Annotated in this window: 24 protein-coding genes and 1 pseudogene; 9 read left to right on the forward strand and 16 right to left on the reverse strand. The window is 35.1% G+C overall.

Annotated features, from left to right (window positions below):
- The first annotated feature begins 248 nt into the window (after window positions 1-248).
- The 5 genes from MKY70_RS21745 (at window position 249) to MKY70_RS21765 (ending at window position 2,899) form a co-directional block, all read left to right on the forward strand.
- Window positions 249-1,226 (forward strand): LacI family DNA-binding transcriptional regulator, encoded by a 978-nt coding sequence (locus tag MKY70_RS21745; protein ID WP_341025697.1) that lies wholly within the window; start codon window positions 249-251, stop codon window positions 1,224-1,226.
- A 98-nt stretch (window positions 1,227-1,324) separates the two neighbouring features.
- Window positions 1,325-1,906 (forward strand): TetR/AcrR family transcriptional regulator, encoded by a 582-nt coding sequence (locus tag MKY70_RS21750; protein ID WP_002034003.1) that lies wholly within the window; start codon window positions 1,325-1,327, stop codon window positions 1,904-1,906.
- A gap of 71 nt (window positions 1,907-1,977) precedes the next feature.
- Window positions 1,978-2,310 (forward strand): DMT family transporter, encoded by a 333-nt coding sequence (locus MKY70_RS21755; protein WP_000312339.1) that lies wholly within the window; start codon window positions 1,978-1,980, stop codon window positions 2,308-2,310.
- A gap of 1 nt (window position 2,311) precedes the next feature.
- On the forward strand, window positions 2,312-2,626 hold the full coding sequence (locus tag MKY70_RS21760) for a DMT family transporter (RefSeq protein ID WP_002015033.1): 315 nt from the start codon (window positions 2,312-2,314) through the stop codon (window positions 2,624-2,626).
- Window positions 2,627-2,641: 15 nt separating this feature from the next.
- The gene (locus tag MKY70_RS21765) at window positions 2,642-2,899 is read left to right on the forward strand and encodes a DUF3975 family protein (protein WP_088034289.1); all 258 of its coding nucleotides are present in this window, start codon (window positions 2,642-2,644) and stop codon (window positions 2,897-2,899) included.
- Between the two features lie 66 nt (window positions 2,900-2,965).
- On the opposite strand, the gene MKY70_RS21770 is transcribed toward MKY70_RS21765, so the two are convergent.
- The 12 genes from MKY70_RS21770 to gcvT all read right to left on the reverse strand — a co-directional run bounded on the left by MKY70_RS21770 (window position 2,966) and on the right by gcvT (window position 12,014).
- On the reverse strand, window positions 2,966-3,151 hold the full coding sequence (locus MKY70_RS21770) for a hypothetical protein (protein WP_002143118.1): 186 nt from the start codon (window positions 3,149-3,151) through the stop codon (window positions 2,966-2,968).
- Window positions 3,152-3,398: 247 nt separating this feature from the next.
- A complete protein-coding gene (locus MKY70_RS21775) occupies window positions 3,399-3,995 on the reverse strand; it encodes an ABC-2 transporter permease (protein ID WP_341025698.1) in 597 nt (198 codons plus the stop codon).
- Window positions 3,996-4,009: 14 nt separating this feature from the next.
- Window positions 4,010-4,633: an ABC-2 transporter permease gene (locus MKY70_RS21780; RefSeq protein WP_088034287.1), complete on the reverse strand. Its 624-nt coding sequence runs from the start codon at window positions 4,631-4,633 to the stop codon at window positions 4,010-4,012.
- Between the two features lie 31 nt (window positions 4,634-4,664).
- A complete protein-coding gene (locus MKY70_RS21785; protein WP_002034007.1) occupies window positions 4,665-5,297 on the reverse strand; it encodes an ABC-2 transporter permease in 633 nt (210 codons plus the stop codon).
- A gap of 14 nt (window positions 5,298-5,311) precedes the next feature.
- The gene (locus MKY70_RS21790) at window positions 5,312-5,980 is read right to left on the reverse strand and encodes an ABC-2 transporter permease (RefSeq protein ID WP_002143120.1); all 669 of its coding nucleotides are present in this window, start codon (window positions 5,978-5,980) and stop codon (window positions 5,312-5,314) included.
- A complete protein-coding gene (locus MKY70_RS21795; protein WP_341074559.1) occupies window positions 5,961-6,833 on the reverse strand; it encodes an ABC transporter ATP-binding protein in 873 nt (290 codons plus the stop codon). Before MKY70_RS21795 ends, MKY70_RS21790 begins: the two co-directional genes overlap by 20 nt.
- 3 nt (window positions 6,834-6,836) lie before the next feature.
- A complete protein-coding gene (locus MKY70_RS21800) occupies window positions 6,837-7,211 on the reverse strand; it encodes a GntR family transcriptional regulator (protein ID WP_044442613.1) in 375 nt (124 codons plus the stop codon).
- Window positions 7,212-7,327: 116 nt separating this feature from the next.
- Window positions 7,328-7,519 (reverse strand): hypothetical protein, encoded by a 192-nt coding sequence (locus MKY70_RS21805; RefSeq protein ID WP_002088608.1) that lies wholly within the window; start codon window positions 7,517-7,519, stop codon window positions 7,328-7,330.
- A gap of 70 nt (window positions 7,520-7,589) precedes the next feature.
- Window positions 7,590-7,793: a DUF3929 family protein gene (locus MKY70_RS21810; protein WP_341026415.1), complete on the reverse strand. Its 204-nt coding sequence runs from the start codon at window positions 7,791-7,793 to the stop codon at window positions 7,590-7,592.
- A gap of 284 nt (window positions 7,794-8,077) precedes the next feature.
- A complete protein-coding gene (gene gcvPB / locus MKY70_RS21815; protein WP_002122485.1) occupies window positions 8,078-9,553 on the reverse strand; it encodes an aminomethyl-transferring glycine dehydrogenase subunit 2 in 1,476 nt (491 codons plus the stop codon).
- Window positions 9,550-10,893 carry an aminomethyl-transferring glycine dehydrogenase subunit 1 gene (gcvPA, locus tag MKY70_RS21820; RefSeq protein ID WP_002034012.1) on the reverse strand — a complete coding sequence of 448 codons (1,344 nt, stop codon included), beginning with the start codon at window positions 10,891-10,893 and terminating at the stop codon, window positions 9,550-9,552. Before gcvPA ends, gcvPB begins: the two co-directional genes overlap by 4 nt.
- Before the next feature lie 20 nt (window positions 10,894-10,913).
- On the reverse strand, window positions 10,914-12,014 hold the full coding sequence (gene gcvT, locus MKY70_RS21825) for a glycine cleavage system aminomethyltransferase GcvT (protein ID WP_002034013.1): 1,101 nt from the start codon (window positions 12,012-12,014) through the stop codon (window positions 10,914-10,916).
- Window positions 12,015-12,405: 391 nt separating this feature from the next.
- On the opposite strand from gcvT, the gene MKY70_RS21830 reads away from it, so the two are divergent.
- On the forward strand, window positions 12,406-14,088 hold the full coding sequence (locus MKY70_RS21830) for a DEAD/DEAH box helicase (RefSeq protein ID WP_002015016.1): 1,683 nt from the start codon (window positions 12,406-12,408) through the stop codon (window positions 14,086-14,088).
- On the forward strand, window positions 14,075-14,869 hold the full coding sequence (locus MKY70_RS21835) for a YqhG family protein (RefSeq protein ID WP_002088611.1): 795 nt from the start codon (window positions 14,075-14,077) through the stop codon (window positions 14,867-14,869). The genes MKY70_RS21830 and MKY70_RS21835 overlap by 14 nt, the downstream gene beginning before the upstream one ends.
- Before the next feature lie 49 nt (window positions 14,870-14,918).
- Here MKY70_RS21835 and MKY70_RS21840 read toward each other — a convergent pair whose 3' ends face one another.
- Both MKY70_RS21840 and MKY70_RS21845 read right to left on the reverse strand, forming a co-directional pair.
- Entirely contained in the window at window positions 14,919-15,050 is a 132-nt protein-coding gene (locus MKY70_RS21840) for a hypothetical protein (protein WP_002088613.1), read from the reverse strand.
- A 98-nt stretch (window positions 15,051-15,148) separates the two neighbouring features.
- Window positions 15,149-15,376: a hypothetical protein gene (locus MKY70_RS21845; protein WP_000032698.1), complete on the reverse strand. Its 228-nt coding sequence runs from the start codon at window positions 15,374-15,376 to the stop codon at window positions 15,149-15,151.
- 71 nt (window positions 15,377-15,447) lie between these two features.
- Here MKY70_RS21845 and MKY70_RS21850 point away from each other — a divergent pair.
- Together MKY70_RS21850 and MKY70_RS21855 are read left to right on the forward strand one after the other, a co-directional pair.
- A pseudogene (locus MKY70_RS21850) lies at window positions 15,448-15,564 on the forward strand (GTP pyrophosphokinase).
- 127 nt (window positions 15,565-15,691) lie between these two features.
- Window positions 15,692-16,327 (forward strand): VC0807 family protein, encoded by a 636-nt coding sequence (locus tag MKY70_RS21855; protein WP_002015010.1) that lies wholly within the window; start codon window positions 15,692-15,694, stop codon window positions 16,325-16,327.
- 66 nt (window positions 16,328-16,393) lie between these two features.
- On the opposite strand, the gene MKY70_RS21860 is transcribed toward MKY70_RS21855, so the two are convergent.
- Together MKY70_RS21860 and MKY70_RS21865 are read right to left on the reverse strand one after the other, a co-directional pair.
- Window positions 16,394-16,594, reverse strand: a complete 201-nt coding sequence (locus MKY70_RS21860; RefSeq protein ID WP_002015009.1) for a YqzE family protein — start codon at window positions 16,592-16,594, stop codon at window positions 16,394-16,396.
- 38 nt (window positions 16,595-16,632) lie between these two features.
- Entirely contained in the window at window positions 16,633-17,130 is a 498-nt protein-coding gene (locus MKY70_RS21865) for a shikimate kinase (RefSeq protein ID WP_002129082.1), read from the reverse strand.
- Between the last annotated feature and the right edge of the window lie 4 nt (window positions 17,131-17,134).

Here is a 17,134-nt window from a genome sequence, read left to right on the forward strand (position 1 = left end):
TTATACTCTCTTCTATTCGCTTCGTTATCAAACGCCTCCTCCGAAAACTTTCCACGTTATTCTCACACATTTTGACAAAAACTCTTTGCAGACATACAAAAAAGACCTCGCTATTCTTACGCCCAAATAAAAAGGTTACGCGAATAACAGAAGTCATGCTTATAACATAGATTGTGAAAAGCTTTTCAGGTCAAGATTTTTTCATTCTTATTATTTTCCCCTTATAATTAAGTAAAGAGGTGATACATATGGCCAATATAAAACAAATTGCAAAAACTGCTGGTGTATCTATATCAACTGTTTCTCGTGTTCTTAATAATCATCCTTACGTAAAAGAAGAAAAGCGTAAGCGTGTTTTAGATGCAGTTGAAGAATTGAACTATGCCAAAAATATAAATGCTATCCATTTAATAAAGGGAAAAACGTATACGATCGGGGTTATGCTACCTTTTATTAATCTTCCGTACTTTAGCACGATCATTGAAGGAATCGGAAACGAAGCGTTAGCAGCTGGATATCATATTAATTTATGCCAAACGAATTACGATAGTATTGAAGAAATTCGCGTTCTTGAAATGATGAAAATGAAACAATTTGACGGGATGATTATTTGCTCTCGCACGAGTTCATGGGAACAAATTGAACCGTTCGCAAAATTTGCCCCTATTATTTCATGTGAAAAAATGAACCATCCCCTCATTTCATCTGTCTATGTAGATCATTACGAAGGATTCCGTCTCGGTACTTCCTATTTACTCAGTAAAGGTCATGAAAAAATCGGCATTTGTTTAGCAAGAAAAACAAGTGTTAATTCAATCGAGCGTGAAAAAGCTTTCGCCGATACTCTTCGTCACGAAGGAAAAACAGTACACCCTGATTGGATTTTCCATCAATGTTATACGATGCAGAACGGGGCAAAAATACTTCATCGTATTTTAAACATGAAAAATCGTCCAACCGCTATTTTCACAGCGAACGATCAAGTAGCTGCTGGTTTATTAACAGAGGCAAAAAAACATGGAATTCGCATACCTGAAGACCTCGCTATCCTGGGATTTGATAACCATGAAATTTCAAAAGCATTAGAAATTACAACTATTGAGCATCCCGGGCTCACAATGGGATCACGTGCTTTTTCTTTATTTCATAAACAGATACAAAACGAACACATTATTGGAAACTCAGAAGAACTTTCATTCCATTTAATTGAGCGAAAAACAGTCTAGAAAAGAGTGCCAACCATAGCACTCTTTTTTCAGTTCTTCACCTATTGACTTTATATTTTTTATCTCATATAATGAACCTAACGAACGGTAGGTAGGGGATGAAAATGACAGCAAACCGCATTAAAGCTGTAGCACTTTCTCATTTCGCACGCTACGGCTACGAAGGAACTTCATTAGCAAATATTGCTCAAGAAGTTGGGATTAAAAAACCATCGATTTACGCACACTTTAAAGGAAAAGAAGAGCTATATTTTACATGCTTAGAATCCGCTCTTCAAAAAGATTTACAAAGCTTCACTGACGATATCGAAAATTTTTCAAAATCGTCTACTGAAGAATTGCTAGTAAATCTGTTAAAAGGTTATGCAAAACGATTTGGTGAAAGTGAAGAATCAATGTTTTGGTTACGAACTTCTTATTTTCCGCCGGATGCATTTCGCGAACAAATTATTGATAAAGCGAATGTACACATTGAAAATGTCGGAAAACTTTTATTCCCTGTGTTTAAAAGAGCAAGCGAACAAGATGAACTGCATAACATTGAAGTAAAAGACGCTTTGGAGGCTTTTTTATGCTTACTTGACGGCCTTATGGTTGAACTACTATACGCAGGTTTAAATCGTTTTGAGACACGTTTAGAAGCTTCTTGGAAAGTATTTTGGCGCGGACTTTCAAACTGACGGATTGCTCCTTTGCAATGCGTCGTTTTTAAGCCCTTTACCTAACGACTGGTAGGAAGGAGAAATGACATATGGCATGGATTTATGTAATCATAGCTGGTATTATTGAAATCTTTTGGGTTATTGGACTTAAAAAAGCGGAGGCACCACTTGAGTGGGCTGGTGTTGCTCTATTAATTACAATTAGTTTCGTCTTATTATTTAGAGCATATAAAGATTTACCTGTCGGCACTGTATACGCAGTCTTTACAGGAATTGGAGCTGGTGGAATCGTTCTTACAGAGATTTTCATCTTCGGAGAACCTTTCTCTATCGTAAAAGTTTTATTAATTGGTTTAATCTTCTTCGGAGTAATTGGTTTAAAACGAGTAACAGAAGAAAAAGAAGCGAAGGAGGCCGCATAAAATGGCTTGGGTATTTTTAATTCTAGCTGGTATTTGTGAAATTGTTGGTGTACTCTTTATGAAAGTAGCCACTGAAAAGAAAGGCTGGGCACCAAAAGTTATTTTAATCGCTAACTTTGGCGTAAGCTTCTTCTTCTTATCTCTTGCAATGAACACATTACCGATGGGAACTGCTTACGCAATTTGGACTGGAATCGGAACTGCCGGAAGTGCACTTCTCGGTATTCTTATTTTCCGCGAGTCAGCGGATTGGCGTCGCCTTGCCTTCTTAAGCTGCATTCTATGCGGCGCTGTTGGCTTAAAATTATTAGGCTAACGTGAGGTGAATGTCATGTGGAAAGAAAAAGGAAAACAAATCTTAGCATGGATTACACTCGGGATCGTCATTCTATTACAAATAAGTTTTCATATAATAGAATGGCTGTTTCATAAAGTACTATTCATTCTTACATTCCTTCCTAACATGGCACTTGAAATTGCATCTATCGCTTGGTCAATTATCGCCTCCATTACAATCGTGATTATATGGAGTATCGCCAAGCTATGGAACAAGTTATTTAAAAAGGACAGTTCTTCTGAAAAGAAGTAACTGTCCTTTTTTTATCCCGCATTAACGGGCAGTAAGACCCCCACTGATTAAAGTTTCACTTTATATTCATTCTGATTTTCTATAGAAATTTGATGCGATCAGACAAAGCAGACCAGCTATGACAATACTTATACCAATCCCTTTATGCAAATTAGGAAATGGCGGTGGTATATCCGAGTAAAAATTTGCTATTATGAGACCAATTGAAAATAAAAGTACCCCAATTCTATATAACCACTTTCTTTTGTTCATCATTCTCCCTCCTAAAATTTTTCATATCCTTCTTTCTTTTGGACATACTACCTAAAAAAGGAGTGGGTTATATGCAAAATTCTATACATAAGCAGATCCTATTTTTATTTTTCCTCTTTCTCATTTTCGTTATCGTTTTCAGCTTTATATTACATACTCCGAAAGATGTGCCTAATAGCCTTTCTGTTTATAAACTTTTGCTCTCGTATTGCCGTTATTGAAGAAGGTGCCTTTTACGAGGCACCTTTTAAAATTCTCTCTTCTCATACAATTTCACTGAAACGAAGATAGATACTATGAACATGAAAATTGAACTAACGAATAACACGCTGTTGTATAGTTGAATTTGTTCCAGGTTGATTTGAAACAAAGTTTCTAAAATAACAATCGGCGCCATGAATATTACTATCGTAATAAAAATAGTTTTTTTATACCCTAGCCAAAACGATATCGGTAAAACAAAGCTTAAATACACTAAAATAAAGCTAATACTAGCAACCATTGTCGTTTCAATAAATTCAAATAGGTTAACCCCATTCTTCATTCCCATCGTGAAACAACCGACCGTTACGCTTATAAAGAGAATAATAATTGCTACTATATATTTCGCATACACAATTTGTTTTCTGAATATTGGCAAACTACTCGCTATAACTTCACTCTCATTTTTACTATCTGCTTCAAATGTTTTTACTGTTGCCCCAATTGTAATAATTACTGACATAATTATGAACAGATTTTCCGTATCTGTTAAAGCCATATAAAAGAAAACAGGATACAATATGTACCAAATTAAAAATTTCCATTGAATGATGAAATCTTTTAAAATTAGTTGTTTCAACACTATTCTCCTCTCTCTTACAAATCACGCTCACTATACAAATGAATTGAGAATAACATAGACATGATATATAAAAGAAGCAGCCCAGCTATAAAACAAACATTTACGACTAGACTCGTGCTCCAAACATTCTCTACATCTAACCATACGTTACTTACAATTAGTCCACTTAAATACCCAAATGCTATTCCGATAAAAGGAGCAATTTGTTTTGCACTGTTATATCCTACTGAGAATTCAATCGGAAGTACAATTATGCTACAAACAAGCCCACCTGTTATACCTCCGAGAATTTCTCCCCACAGCATAAATCCAGTTATATGTTCATTTTGTAACTGAATCAAACCAACCACAAGTGAGAGAATCCCCCCTAACGCAACTAAAATACTTACAAATATGTATTTTGCTATGACAATTCCTTTACGTTGTAACGGTAAACTATTTACTATTATTTCACTTTTATTTTTCCCCTCATAACTCATTGACAGTACCATGCCAAGAAAAGGTATAGATAAGCTAATCGTCATAAGGAAGCTATCACTACGAAAATCAACAATAGCAAGGAAAAACAAACATATAAGATACGCAAACCCTAACTTTCTTTGCAACACTATATCTTTTAAGACTAATTGCTTGATCATGTTTTACCCTCCTAATATGAAAATGTCCCTTCTATAACTCTGCCTCCTGAAACATTTTCATTGAGAGAAACATTGATATGACTATACTTACTAACACTCCGATACCAAGAACACTCATTGCTAGTGTAGCCTCTTGAGAGTGGAGTACTTTTAACATAATTATTTCATCACCAAAAATATTGCACATAAGGCCAATCATACCCATTAAAGGAAAAATCATAATCACATTCAAGACAGTAATAGCTTTATATCCTCCAATGTAATTAGTAGGTATCGTTACTACACAATAAATCAAAGTTGCTACTATTGCTGAAAATATTGCATATCCAGGAATAACTATATCTCTGTTCAACAAAATATTTCCTAATATTACGACTATAGAAGTTATGCTCAAACCGACTATAATAAATAATGTGCTTGAAATATATTTAGCTATAACTATCTCTTTTCTCATTATCGGCAAACTCACTAATACTTTTTCTATTTTACTTTTCTCGTCATAATAAAAAGAAATATATATAATCGTACTACATGTTATAAATAATCCTATTGCAATCCCCATCGGTTCTACGGAATTTCTAAAAACAGATAAAATAGGTATTAAAAAATAGAAAGGAAACATCTTCTTCTGTAAGAAAAACTCCTTCAAAATCAACTGTTGCATATGAATTCCCCTCTCTATAAATCACGCGTTTCATAAATTTTAATTGTAAGAAACATAGAAGCGATATAGACACTAGCTAATATAATTCCTCCAACTATAAATACACCGATATGCACTGGATTCATAATCCACTCAATGAATGAAGGTGTTGTTTCATCCAATCCATCTCCTATGAATATCCAAGCAATTCCACCAACTACCATTGATGCTCCTGACACTATACTTCGTGCTATCTTTGACCTTGTAACATAATAACTAGGAAAGAATGTTACAACAAAAAATACGGCGTAAACAGCTCCATTTATTACTTCATACCATGGAATTTCAATGTATAGATTCGGATGATAGGTACCGATATCACCAATGACCACAATGCCTCTTACAAGAAAAACAACTAACATCGTAGAGAGTATGCCACCAACAATAAATATTGCACTGGAAACATATCTAGCAATTATGATATCCTTTCGGCTTACCGGTAAACTATTTATAATAATGTCACTGTTATTCCTTTCATCCATAAAAGTTAACGTCATAACGGAAGAAAGAGTTATAAATAGACAACTCATCGAAAATAACAATTCACCACTTGGATCTAACATAAATAATACAAGAGGCACAATTAGATTCACTAACCACGTTACCCTAAAAAAGAACAAATCTTTATATATGAGCTGACGCATAAGCACCTCTCCCTTTCGCGGTGTAAACGATAATATCATCTAATGTAGGCTTTTCTAGTACAACTTCATTTCCAAACCAATCGACAATTGCTTGTTTATCCTCTGCTAAACCTTCGAAACCAAATTTATTTTTTCGTAATCCAACAAATAGCTCTTTTCCTTCTCGGTCTAATAAATCATTACTTCCCTTTACGATTACGTAATTCTCCATTAATTCATCTTTCTCACCAGTAAATATAATTTCTCCATCGTTGATGAACGTAATATAATCCGCGATGCGCTCTAAGTCTGTTGTAATGTGTGTTGAGAATAATACAGATACTTCATCTTCCATTACAATCTCTTGCAGCATATCAAGTAATTCACTTCGAACAACTGGGTCTAATCCTGCTGTTGGTTCATCCATAATAATGAATTCCGCATGGTGTGAAAGTGCGATTGCAATCGCAAATTTCATTTTCATCCCTTTGGATAACTCTTTAATCTTTTTATACGTTGGAACTTGTAATCTCTGCATATACGATTGATACTGCTTTTCGTCCCACTTTTTATATAACGGTGCAATAATCCGTTTCATTTGCTCACACGTTAAATCTACGTAATAATGATTTTCATCATATACAAAACCAATATTTTGTTTTATTTCCTTTTCGGCTTTCTTATTGTCCTTACCAAAAATTTTTATATCACCGCTCTCTTTTCTGATTAAATTCATAATCATTTTGATCGTCGTACTTTTTCCAGCTCCATTCGGTCCGATAAATCCCATAATATATCCACGTGGCAATGTAAAACTTACATTTTTCACTGAGAAATCTTGATAAGTTTTACAAACGTTTTTTAGCTCTAACATCTCTTATTCCCCCTTGTATAAACACGCAATCATCTGTTGCAACTCTTCCAGTGAAAGCTGCAACACTTTACTTTCATTCACAATCTCTTCTACTTTACTTTCCAATAGACGTAGCCGCTGTTCTTTTAATAGTTCATTATTTTTATGTGAAACATAAGTCCCCTTCCCAGCAACAGTTTCTATATATCCTTCTTTTTCAAGCTCCTCGTACGCACGTTTCGTTGTAATTACACTAATTTGTAATTCCTTCGCTAAGCTACGAATAGACGGTAATTGGTCTCCACCCTTTAAACCACTATTTAAAATAAGCTGGCTTAATTGTTTCCTTATTTGCACATAAATAGGGTCTTGGGAAGAATTCGAAATAATAATATTCATGTTTTCCTCCAGTGTGTATATACTGTATATACCTTATATACACAGTATATACAAAACATCCTATTTTTGGCAAGAAAAAAAGACCAACATTTTTCTGTTGGTCTTTCGTATATGTATCACTTTTCAAAGCGATCTAACATTTCGTCTCTCATTCCGAAACTAACAACCGCAATTCCTACATACATAAAAAGAAGGAATGCTGGATGAACTGTATTGTACCAGCTGCTATCAACAATTAAATAAATCGTTAACGCCACAACAAGAACAAACGCTAAAATAAACATATAAAAGTGTCTTGTATTACCCATGATAAACTCCTCTCTTCTCTCTTCACCATTCAACAGTATATTGTATCGAATAATTCGATATGACTCAAGGTTAACTTTCTGTTATGTAATCAAGTTCTACCTTTACAATGTCCTCACACGCTATTGAAATGATTGTTCCTTGTTTATCAATCGCTGTCACTTCTCTATTATCCATTACACGGTGCGCTACTCTTTCTAACACTTTCTCTTGGTCTCGGTAACAAAATTCTTTTACATCTTTAATTGTTTCTCCATTTTCTAAATGGTATACCATTCTATAACATCGATATCCCACGCTTCCACCCCCGTCTTGCTCGTTTTTTCACATATACATAAAAATGAGTAATTTCTACCTCATCACATCTTCTTAATTTCAATAAAATTCTAACAAAAATAAATACTTTTATCAAACCGACTTTTTCAACAAAAACACCTATAAAACCGCATCTTTACAGCAATATGAAACAAAAAATATAAATTTTTAACATTTTTTTCATTCTATCCGCACCAATGTCGCAAAAAAAAGAACCCGCATGTAGCGAGTTCTTTTTTTTCCAATCACACTTGTACAGGTGCTAGCTTTTCATAACGTAAAACTGGTTTACGAGCAGCCAATGTTTCATCTAAACGTTTTATTACTGTTGTATGTGGTGCTTCTTGTACAACTTCTGGATTTTCTTCTACCTCTTTAGCAATTTGAATCATCTTATCAATGAAACCATCTAATGTTTCTTTTGATTCTGTTTCTGTTGGCTCAATCATAATACATTCTTCCACATTTAATGGGAAGTAAATTGTTGGTGGATGGTAACCGAAATCAAGCAGACGTTTTGCAATATCTAATGTACGTACACCAAGTTTCTTTTGACGACGACCTGATAATACAAATTCATGCTTGCAATGTCTATCGAACGGAAGATCATAGAATGGTGCTAATCTTCTCATCATATAGTTCGCATTTAATACAGCATACTCAGTTACTGCACGCAAGCCATCTGGGCCCATAGAACGAATATATGTGTATGCACGAACGTTAATTCCGAAGTTACCATAGAATGGTTTCACACGCCCAATTGCTTCTGGACGATCATAGTTAAAGTGATAGCCATTTTCCGTTTTCTCTAAAATCGGTTTTGGTAAGTACGGAATTAAATCAGCTTTCACACCTACTGGACCAGAACCTGGGCCACCGCCGCCATGCGGACCTGTAAATGTTTTATGAAGATTTAAATGCACAACGTCAAATCCCATATCTCCTGGGCGTGCTTGGCTTAATACCGCATTTAAGTTTGCACCATCATAGTATAATTTACCGCCTGCGTTATGGACGATTTCTGCCATTTCTAAAATATTTTCTTCGAATAGGCCTAATGTATTTGGATTTGTTAACATAAGTGCTGCTGTTTCTTCGTTTACAACACGTTTTAAATCATCTAAGTCAACAAGACCATGTTCATTTGATTTCACCGTAATTGTTTCAAAACCAGCTACTGTTGCAGACGCCGGGTTTGTTCCGTGAGCAGAGTCAGGAACAATTACTTTCGTACGGTTAAAGTCACCGTTCGCTTCATGATATGCACGAATCAACATTAATCCTGTCCATTCTCCGTGTGCACCAGCTGCTGGTTGTAACGTAACAGTATCCATACCTGTAATTTCAATTAAATGTTCTTGTAAGTCATACATTAATTCCATTGCACCTTGCACTGTTTTTTCATCTTGAAGTGGATGAATATTTGCAAAGCCTGCGAAACGAGCTACGTTTTCATTAATTTTCGGATTATATTTCATCGTACAAGACCCAAGTGGATAGAATCCAGAATCCACACCGTGGTTACGGTTTGAAAGCGCTGTGTAATGGCGCATAATATCAAGTTCAGATACTTCTGGAAGCTCTGCATCTTCTACTCGAATATAATCACTCTCAAACACATCTTCTAATTTTACTTCTTCTACATCTAATTTGGGTAAGCTATATCCTACTCGTCCTTCTTTAGTCACTTCAAAAATAAGTGCTTGGTCTTGGTTCTTCATTGGATAGCCCCCATTTCGTTTACAAGTGTGTCAATTTCCTCTTTTGTACGAAGCTCTGTTACCGCTACAAGCATATGGTCTTCATGCTCTTTATAATCACGGCCTAGGTCGTAACCACCGATAATATTCTTTTGTATTAATACATCATTTATTTCTTTAACTGGACGTTTACAATCTACAACAAATTCATTAAAGAATGGTCCAGCGAACGTTACTGTGAAACCTTTCGCTTCAAATTGACGTTTTGCATATTGTGCTTTAGAAATATTTTGACGTGCCATTTCTTTTACACCTTGTTTGCCAAGTGCCGTCATTGCAACAGAAGCTGCTAATGCATTTAACGCTTGGTTTGAACAAATGTTAGACGTCGCTTTATCACGACGAATATGCTGTTCACGTGCTTGTAACGTTAATACAAATCCACGTTTACCATCTGAATCTACAGTTTGTCCGACAAGACGTCCTGGAATTTTACGCATAAATGCTTTCGTTGTTGCAAAGTAACCACAGTGCGGTCCACCAAACTGCGTTGGGATACCGAATGGTTGTGCATCACCGATTACAACATCAGCACCGAATTTTCCTGGCGGTGTTAATGCGCCTAATGATAATGGATTTGAAGAAACGATAAATAATGATTTTTGTTGATGAACGATTTTTTCGATATCAGCTAACTTTTCCACTTGTCCGAAGAAGTTTGGATATTGAACGATTACACAAGCAACTGTATCATCTACTTCACTTTGTAATACTTCTAAATCTGTTACACCGTTTTTATGATCAATTTCAACAACTTCAAGATTTTGACCTTTTGCATATGTTTCAAGTACCGCTCTTGATTCTGGATGAACTGCCTTAGATACAAGAATTTTCTTTTTGCGAGTATGACCAGCTGCTAGCATTGCCGCTTCAGCTAAAGCTGTACCTCCGTCATACATAGAAGAGTTTGCTACATCCATTCCTGTTAATTCACAAATCATTGTTTGGAATTCAAAAATTGCTTGTAATTCCCCTTGTGAAATTTCTGGTTGGTATGGTGTGTATGCTGTATAAAACTCTGAACGAGAAATAACATGATCAACAATTACTGGAGCGTAATGATCGTATACACCTGCTCCTAAGAAAGAAGCATATTCTTTTAAGTTCGCATTTTTGCTAGCCATTTGAGATAGCTCTTTTAAAAGCTCTGGCTCTGATTTTGCTTCTTTAATTTTTAAATCCCCTTTAAAACGAACACTCTCTGGAATATCAGAGAATAACTCATCAATCGTTTGAACGCCGATTGTTTGTAACATTTCTTTTTTGTCTTCTTCTGTCATTGGAAGATAACGATGCAACATGAAATCTACCCCTCTCCCCGTTACTTTGAACGTTTATAAAATGGTGTTGGAACAACTACTGCTTTGACGCGTTTATTACGAATTTCAATTTCTACTTCTGTATCAACTGCTGCGTATTTTACATCAATTAGTGCTAAACCAATGCTTTTCTTTAACGTTGGAGATTGTGTACCACTCGTTACTTCCCCGATTTTTTCTTCTCCTATAAATACAGGGTAATGCGTACGAGGAATACCGCGTTCGATTACTTCGATGCCGACTAATTTACGAGATGCACCGTTTTCTTTTTGCTCTTTTAACGTTTCTTTTCCAAAGAAATCTGCTTCTTTATTTGGTTTTACCGCAAAGCCAATTCCCGCTTCAATCGGTGTAATATCTTTTGATAACTCTTGTCCGTATAACGGAAGTGTTGCTTCGAAGCGAAGTGTATCACGAGCACCTAAGCCACATGGTTTTAAGCCCTCTTCTGCTCCCACTTCAAGAAGTTTCTCCCAAAGTTTTGCTGCATCTTCACTCTTACAGTAAATTTCGAATCCATCTTCACCTGTGTAACCTGTACGAGATACAAGTGCAGGAATTCCATCTACAAGAATATTATTTTTAAATTTAAAGAACTTAATTTCTTTTAAATCTTCTGACACAACTTTTTGTAAAATGCCTTCTGCTTTTGGTCCTTGAATTGCAAGCTGCGCAACTTCACTAGAAACATTGACTACTTTCGCATCGCCAATTACATGGCTAGCTAACCATTCGTAATCTTTCTCGATATTTGATGCATTGATTACTAATAAATAGTCTTCTTCACCACGTTTGTAGATTAATAAGTCATCTACTGTGCCACCATTTTCATAGCACATAGCTGTATATTGTGCGCCCCCTACCTTTAAGGTAGATACGTCATTTGTAACAACACGTTGTAAAAATGCTAAACTATCTACACCTTTTACCTCTACTTCTCCCATATGAGATACATCGAACAAACCTGCTCCTGTACGTACAGCTTCATGTTCCTCTTTAATGCTTGAAAATTGAACTGGTAATTCCCAACCACCGAAGTCGACTGTTTTCCCACCATACTTCGCGTATACATCAAATAACGGTGTACGTTGTAATGTAATCATGCTCTTTCCCCCTTATGCTCTGACAAATCAATAAAAGTTGCTTCCCATATCTAAACATTTTCATTCTGAAAAGATAAGGTTATACGGAATCTCAGTATATTTTTTTATGAAAGCGTAAATAAAAAGTTACTTTCTTGGATAAAATACGAAAGATTCCACACATTTCACACCATTATCCTAACATTATTCGCTATATTTCATCAATATTCTAGCATAAAAAATAATTTAGAATTTTTCATTCTTAATCTTATTAAATACAAATTTTGAAATTTAGCCCTTTATCATTGCCTATTCTTTAACTTTTAGTAATTGTGATAGCGCCTTATTACGAGGCTTATAATAAAGATTTTTTAAATAATCACTTTAGTTTATAAAAGGTGGGAGAGTCTTAATGAATGTCGATATTTCCGTAGATCGAACGTGGCAAAACAATTTTTTAAAAAGAATTGATGAAGATGGTCCTTGGACAAATTGGGATTTATATCATTTAGCTTATAAAACAGAGAAATCGTTACTCGTCCCTACTTTTGACGGATTGCAAGCACCGAAACATTTATCACATTTCACGCCGCTTCCACATCAATTAGAGGTCGCTCAAAATGTCATTGAACAAATGAATGGTAAAGCGATTCTAGCAGACGAAGTCGGACTTGGAAAAACGATTGAAGCTGGACTTATTTTAAAAGAATATATGGTTCGAGGACTTGTAAAAAAGGTACTCATTCTCGTTCCAGCTTCTCTCGTATCTCAGTGGGCGTATGAACTAAACACAAAATTTTTTATTCCTGCGGTCGCTCAAAAGAAAAGTTATTCTTGGGAACAAGCTGATGTCATCGTTTCATCAATCGATACTGCGAAACGTTCACCGCATCGCGATATCGTTTTAAACCTAGAGTATGACCTTATTATTATCGATGAAGCACATAAACTAAAAAATAATAAAACAAAAAACTATGAATTTGCACAGCGATTAAAAAAGAAGTTTTGTTTATTACTAACTGCAACTCCTGTTCAAAATAAAATCGATGAAATCTTCAACCTCGTTTCTTTATTAAAACCAGGTCATTTAGGCAATCAATCTAATTTTGAAGAATATTACGCTTCCAAAAATCGTTCCACTGAATCCGATGAAGATTTAAAAGCTCTTATCAATAAAGTAATGGTTCGAAATAGACGCAATAACACTGGCATTGATTGGCCGAAGAGGCATGTACGAACAATCTTCGTTGAATTCAATGAAGAAGAACAAGCTTTGTATAATGAAATTGAAAATTGGCGTGGACAAGATGCCGTCACATCTGCTTTCTCATCCTTAACTTTAAAACGGGAAGCATGTAGTAGTCGTGAAGCTGTTTACTATTCATTAAAAAAACATGTAGAAAAAAGACAGAAAGAAAATGAGCACTACATAAAGGACCCACATATTGATGTGCTGATGGACAAAATTAATCATATTCCGTTCAACTCCAAAGCAAATAAAGCACTAGAGCTTATAAAAGAAGTTGACGATAAAGTCATTATCTTCACTGAATATAGAGCTTCACAAATGTATTTACAATGGTTCTTACAACAACATGGCATTTCCTCTGTTCCATTTCGCGGTGGATTTAAGCGCGGGAAGAAAGATTGGATGAAGGAGCTTTTCCAAAATCATGCCCAAGTATTAATTGCGACCGAAGCTGGTGGTGAAGGAATTAACTTACAATTTTGTAGCCATATGATTAATTACGACTTACCGTGGAATCCAATGCGACTCGAGCAAAGGATTGGACGTATTCACCGTCTTGGACAAAAAAATGATGTTCATATTTATAACTTAGCAACAAAGCACACTGTTGAAGAGCACATTTTAAAACTACTATATGAAAAAATTAATTTATTTGAACGTGTAATCGGTGAACTCGATGAAATTTTAACGAGAATCAACATGAAAAATATTGATGCGCATATTCAAGAAATTTTCGCGCAGTCAAAAAGCGAAGGTGAAATTCGAATCAAGATGGAAAATTTAACATCTATTATCGATTTTGCGAAGCGCAATGAAGCAGAGGTGCAGGACTATGCAGCAAAATGAAATTCATAATTACTTATATAACTTTTTTGAGGCGAATAACTGCGAAATTTTAGAACGTTCCCCTCACCTATTAGACGTGCAGTTAACAATTGAAATGGATAAATTATTAATGAACCGCCCTTTCTATTGGCACTATCTTGAAAAAACAGGAGGCGTTCCGAACCCGATGCGCCTTACTCTTATTACAAATCCAGAAAACGAAGAAAACGACGGTGAACTTATTCATTACGGTTCACCCCGTTTGCATCAAATATTTGAAACAACAAAAGAACTAGGTTCATACATACGTTTATATGAGGAAGTGAAACATAGCGGGGCAACTCATACCCCCCTTCATCCTTGGCTTGGTGTAAATATAAAAGTATCTTATCAATGCGACCGAAAAAAAGACATACTTCATTCCATCGGTATTCATCTTATTTCCGGGACAATGATTGCAAACTTTCACGACACTTTAGCAGAGATTAAACTCACACCGAAAATACCTGACTTTTGTTTTACCCTCTCACCTATCATTAAGCCACAAAGTGGCTTACAACGTATAGAGGATGCTTTAAAAAGTATAATCGCTGAAGATGACCACACGTGGGCAAAAGAAGCGAGAGTGCGTTGGAATCACGATTTAGACCTTTTAAATCGATTTTACGAAGATAGCGATGAACTTCCAGAAAGCTATGAAATTGAAAAGCAAGCATTACAAGAACAATACGAACCACGCATTACAATACAAATTATAAACGGTGGTCTCTTTTATGTTACCGCAAATCATTTTCTATCTTAAAGAAAGCTCCTTCAGATTGAAGGAGCTTCTTTTAAGATATGTTCCCAGCCTATTCTCTATCTTCATTACGCTCTTGCTGTTTTTTCTCTGTCATACGTTTCTGATATGCACGATCCTTTGCACTCACATGGTTTGCATCAGTTGGAAGATTCTCTTTTGAACGACCAATTCCATTACTCATCTTTTTCGCCTCCTTTTTGCATGTTTCAAAATGCATCTTTATTTTCAGCTAGAGGCACAATCCTTATACAAAAAAGTAAGAGCAGCCAGTAGCTGCTCTTACTCATTCACGTATTTTTGAAACATATCATGGATGCCTTGATTTACGAGGTTCGAGATCTGTTCGTCAGATTTATTCGGATAACGATCACGTAATCTGATAGATGCCTTCACCATTAAATTTTCTAATACAGAACGGCCACCTTCTCCATAAATAATTTCAGCATACTTAACCAGTCTTCCATCCTCTAATGTTGCTGGATTATGATTGAAGAAAAATTTACTCATTGTCTCCACCTCTCTTTTGATAACGTTTACATTTATATAGATTATTTATGTTATTTATTTCACAATATTGTATGCATGTATATTTAATTAGTTTCATTATAAAGTAACATATCAATAGTAAATATGTGATTTTCCATCCATTTTGTGAACAAATCAAAAATGAAAGCGTTTCCTTTATTATATACTAAAAAAACTTACTACGCTAGGGACAATTTTTTTAATCTACTAATCATCTACTTTTCTTTTTTTATTAAACCTTATACAATTTTCAGAAATTATATTATAAAATATATGTATGACTTAAGGAGGATTTGTATGAATCAAAATAAAAAAGCTATATTAGATCTTGTCTTTTATCTCGTATTCCCATTCCTCATTTGGAAATTTGCAAAACCTTATATCGATCCTTATTACGCAATGTTAATTTCCTCTGTTCCGGGGATTATTTATACACTGTATACCTTTAAAAAAGAAAAACAGTTTAACGTTACAGGGTTCTTTATTTTAATTACACTCATTTCTAATACAACGGTAGACTTAATATCTGGATCAGCGGAACGAATGCTATGGAATGATGCATATTATCATATCGTACTTGGCTGCATCGTTATATGTACAATCTTTATAAAAAAACCACTTATGTTATATTTCGCAGCGGATATTTCAGCACTGCAAGGTCATGATCGTGATAAAAGTCGTGAGCTTTATCGTGATAGTCGTATATATCCAGCACTGCAATATTTAACACTATTTTTCGGCCTTCAATTTATATTAAAAAGCTTCTTGAAAATCTATTTCATCTCTGTTTTCGGTGTAGATGGATATGGTGAAATGAGAGCTATTATGACCGCTGTTGGCTGGGGTATTTCTATTTGCATCGGAATAGGGTTTGTATGGGTAAATAATAAGATACATGCGGTTACTGAAGAAAAAGAATCTGTGCAACAATAAATAAAGATCCCCTAGCAGCTTATTGCACTAGGGGATCTTTATTTTGCCAGACATATTACGAAAAAGTTAGCTTGATTTTTTTCTTTTATTTTTTACATTTCGATAAAACAAAGCAGCGCTCAGTGGCATAACACCAAACCATTTATTTAAGAATGGCTCTTTCTCCGCACGACGTTGTTGTTTCTGTTGTTTTCGATCCTCTTTTGGAGCATCCATATATGACACAAATTGCTGTGTCACAAAGCGTACATAATCATTAGTAGACATATTATCATCACCTCTACTTGATTAGTATGTCCACTTTTTTATTCATTAATCTTTTGCTTTAATTCATTCATAATTTGCTTTACCGACTTATTTGTCGTATCGATATGAATATCAGCCTCTTCATAATAAGCTCGGCGCGATTCAAATTTCGTTATAAATGCATCTATATCTTTCTTCTGAAATAGTGGACGTGTCGTATCTTCACGAAGCCTTTCTGCAATTACATGTGGATCGCAATATAAATACACAACAGTTCCATTTTCCTTCATCCACTTTCGATTTTCCGCTCGTTCAATAATCCCTCCACCCGTTGTAATAATTACATTCTGAACCGGTAGTGAACGTAACATTTCACTTTCATATTCCCGAAAAGCCATTTCGCCTTCTTCGGCAAAAATATCACGAATTGCCTTCTCTTGCTTCTCTTCAATTTTTTGGTCTGTATCTACAACATCCATATGAAGTTCTTTACTTAACACTTTTCCAATTGTTGTTTTCCCGGCTCCCATATAGCCAGTTATGTATATAGATTTCATTTTT

The sequence above is a fragment of the Bacillus sp. FSL R9-9492 genome (assembly GCF_038007365.1).
Classification (GTDB): domain Bacteria; phylum Bacillota; class Bacilli; order Bacillales; family Bacillaceae_G; genus Bacillus_A; species Bacillus_A mycoides.

Excerpts from the sequence above, each read along its gene's own strand:
- MKY70_RS21745 (WP_341025697.1), top strand. The coding sequence starts at position 249 with ATGGCCAATATAAAACAAATTGCAAAAACTGCTGGTGTATCTATATCA.
- MKY70_RS21750 (WP_002034003.1), top strand. The coding sequence starts at position 1,325 with ATGAAAATGACAGCAAACCGCATTAAAGCTGTAGCACTTTCTCATTTC.
- MKY70_RS21755 (WP_000312339.1), top strand. The coding sequence starts at position 1,978 with ATGGCATGGATTTATGTAATCATAGCTGGTATTATTGAAATCTTTTGG.
- MKY70_RS21760 (WP_002015033.1), top strand. The coding sequence starts at position 2,312 with ATGGCTTGGGTATTTTTAATTCTAGCTGGTATTTGTGAAATTGTTGGT.
- MKY70_RS21765 (WP_088034289.1), top strand. The coding sequence starts at position 2,642 with ATGTGGAAAGAAAAAGGAAAACAAATCTTAGCATGGATTACACTCGGG.
- MKY70_RS21770 (WP_002143118.1), bottom strand. The coding sequence starts at position 3,151 with ATGAACAAAAGAAAGTGGTTATATAGAATTGGGGTACTTTTATTTTCA.
- MKY70_RS21780 (WP_088034287.1), bottom strand. The coding sequence starts at position 4,633 with ATGATCAAGCAATTAGTCTTAAAAGATATAGTGTTGCAAAGAAAGTTA.
- MKY70_RS21785 (WP_002034007.1), bottom strand. The coding sequence starts at position 5,297 with ATGCAACAGTTGATTTTGAAGGAGTTTTTCTTACAGAAGAAGATGTTT.
- MKY70_RS21790 (WP_002143120.1), bottom strand. The coding sequence starts at position 5,980 with ATGCGTCAGCTCATATATAAAGATTTGTTCTTTTTTAGGGTAACGTGG.
- MKY70_RS21795 (WP_341074559.1), bottom strand. The coding sequence starts at position 6,833 with ATGTTAGAGCTAAAAAACGTTTGTAAAACTTATCAAGATTTCTCAGTG.
- MKY70_RS21800 (WP_044442613.1), bottom strand. The coding sequence starts at position 7,211 with ATGAATATTATTATTTCGAATTCTTCCCAAGACCCTATTTATGTGCAA.
- MKY70_RS21805 (WP_002088608.1), bottom strand. The coding sequence starts at position 7,519 with ATGGGTAATACAAGACACTTTTATATGTTTATTTTAGCGTTTGTTCTT.
- MKY70_RS21810 (WP_341026415.1), bottom strand. The coding sequence starts at position 7,793 with ATGGTATACCATTTAGAAAATGGAGAAACAATTAAAGATGTAAAAGAA.
- gcvPB (WP_002122485.1), bottom strand. The coding sequence starts at position 9,553 with ATGAAGAACCAAGACCAAGCACTTATTTTTGAAGTGACTAAAGAAGGA.
- gcvPA (WP_002034012.1), bottom strand. The coding sequence starts at position 10,893 with ATGTTGCATCGTTATCTTCCAATGACAGAAGAAGACAAAAAAGAAATG.
- gcvT (WP_002034013.1), bottom strand. The coding sequence starts at position 12,014 with ATGATTACATTACAACGTACACCGTTATTTGATGTATACGCGAAGTAT.
- MKY70_RS21830 (WP_002015016.1), top strand. The coding sequence starts at position 12,406 with ATGAATGTCGATATTTCCGTAGATCGAACGTGGCAAAACAATTTTTTA.
- MKY70_RS21835 (WP_002088611.1), top strand. The coding sequence starts at position 14,075 with ATGCAGCAAAATGAAATTCATAATTACTTATATAACTTTTTTGAGGCG.
- MKY70_RS21840 (WP_002088613.1), bottom strand. The coding sequence starts at position 15,050 with ATGAGTAATGGAATTGGTCGTTCAAAAGAGAATCTTCCAACTGATGCA.
- MKY70_RS21845 (WP_000032698.1), bottom strand. The coding sequence starts at position 15,376 with ATGAGTAAATTTTTCTTCAATCATAATCCAGCAACATTAGAGGATGGA.
- MKY70_RS21855 (WP_002015010.1), top strand. The coding sequence starts at position 15,692 with ATGAATCAAAATAAAAAAGCTATATTAGATCTTGTCTTTTATCTCGTA.
- MKY70_RS21860 (WP_002015009.1), bottom strand. The coding sequence starts at position 16,594 with ATGTCTACTAATGATTATGTACGCTTTGTGACACAGCAATTTGTGTCA.
- MKY70_RS21865 (WP_002129082.1), bottom strand. The coding sequence starts at position 17,130 with ATGAAATCTATATACATAACTGGCTATATGGGAGCCGGGAAAACAACA.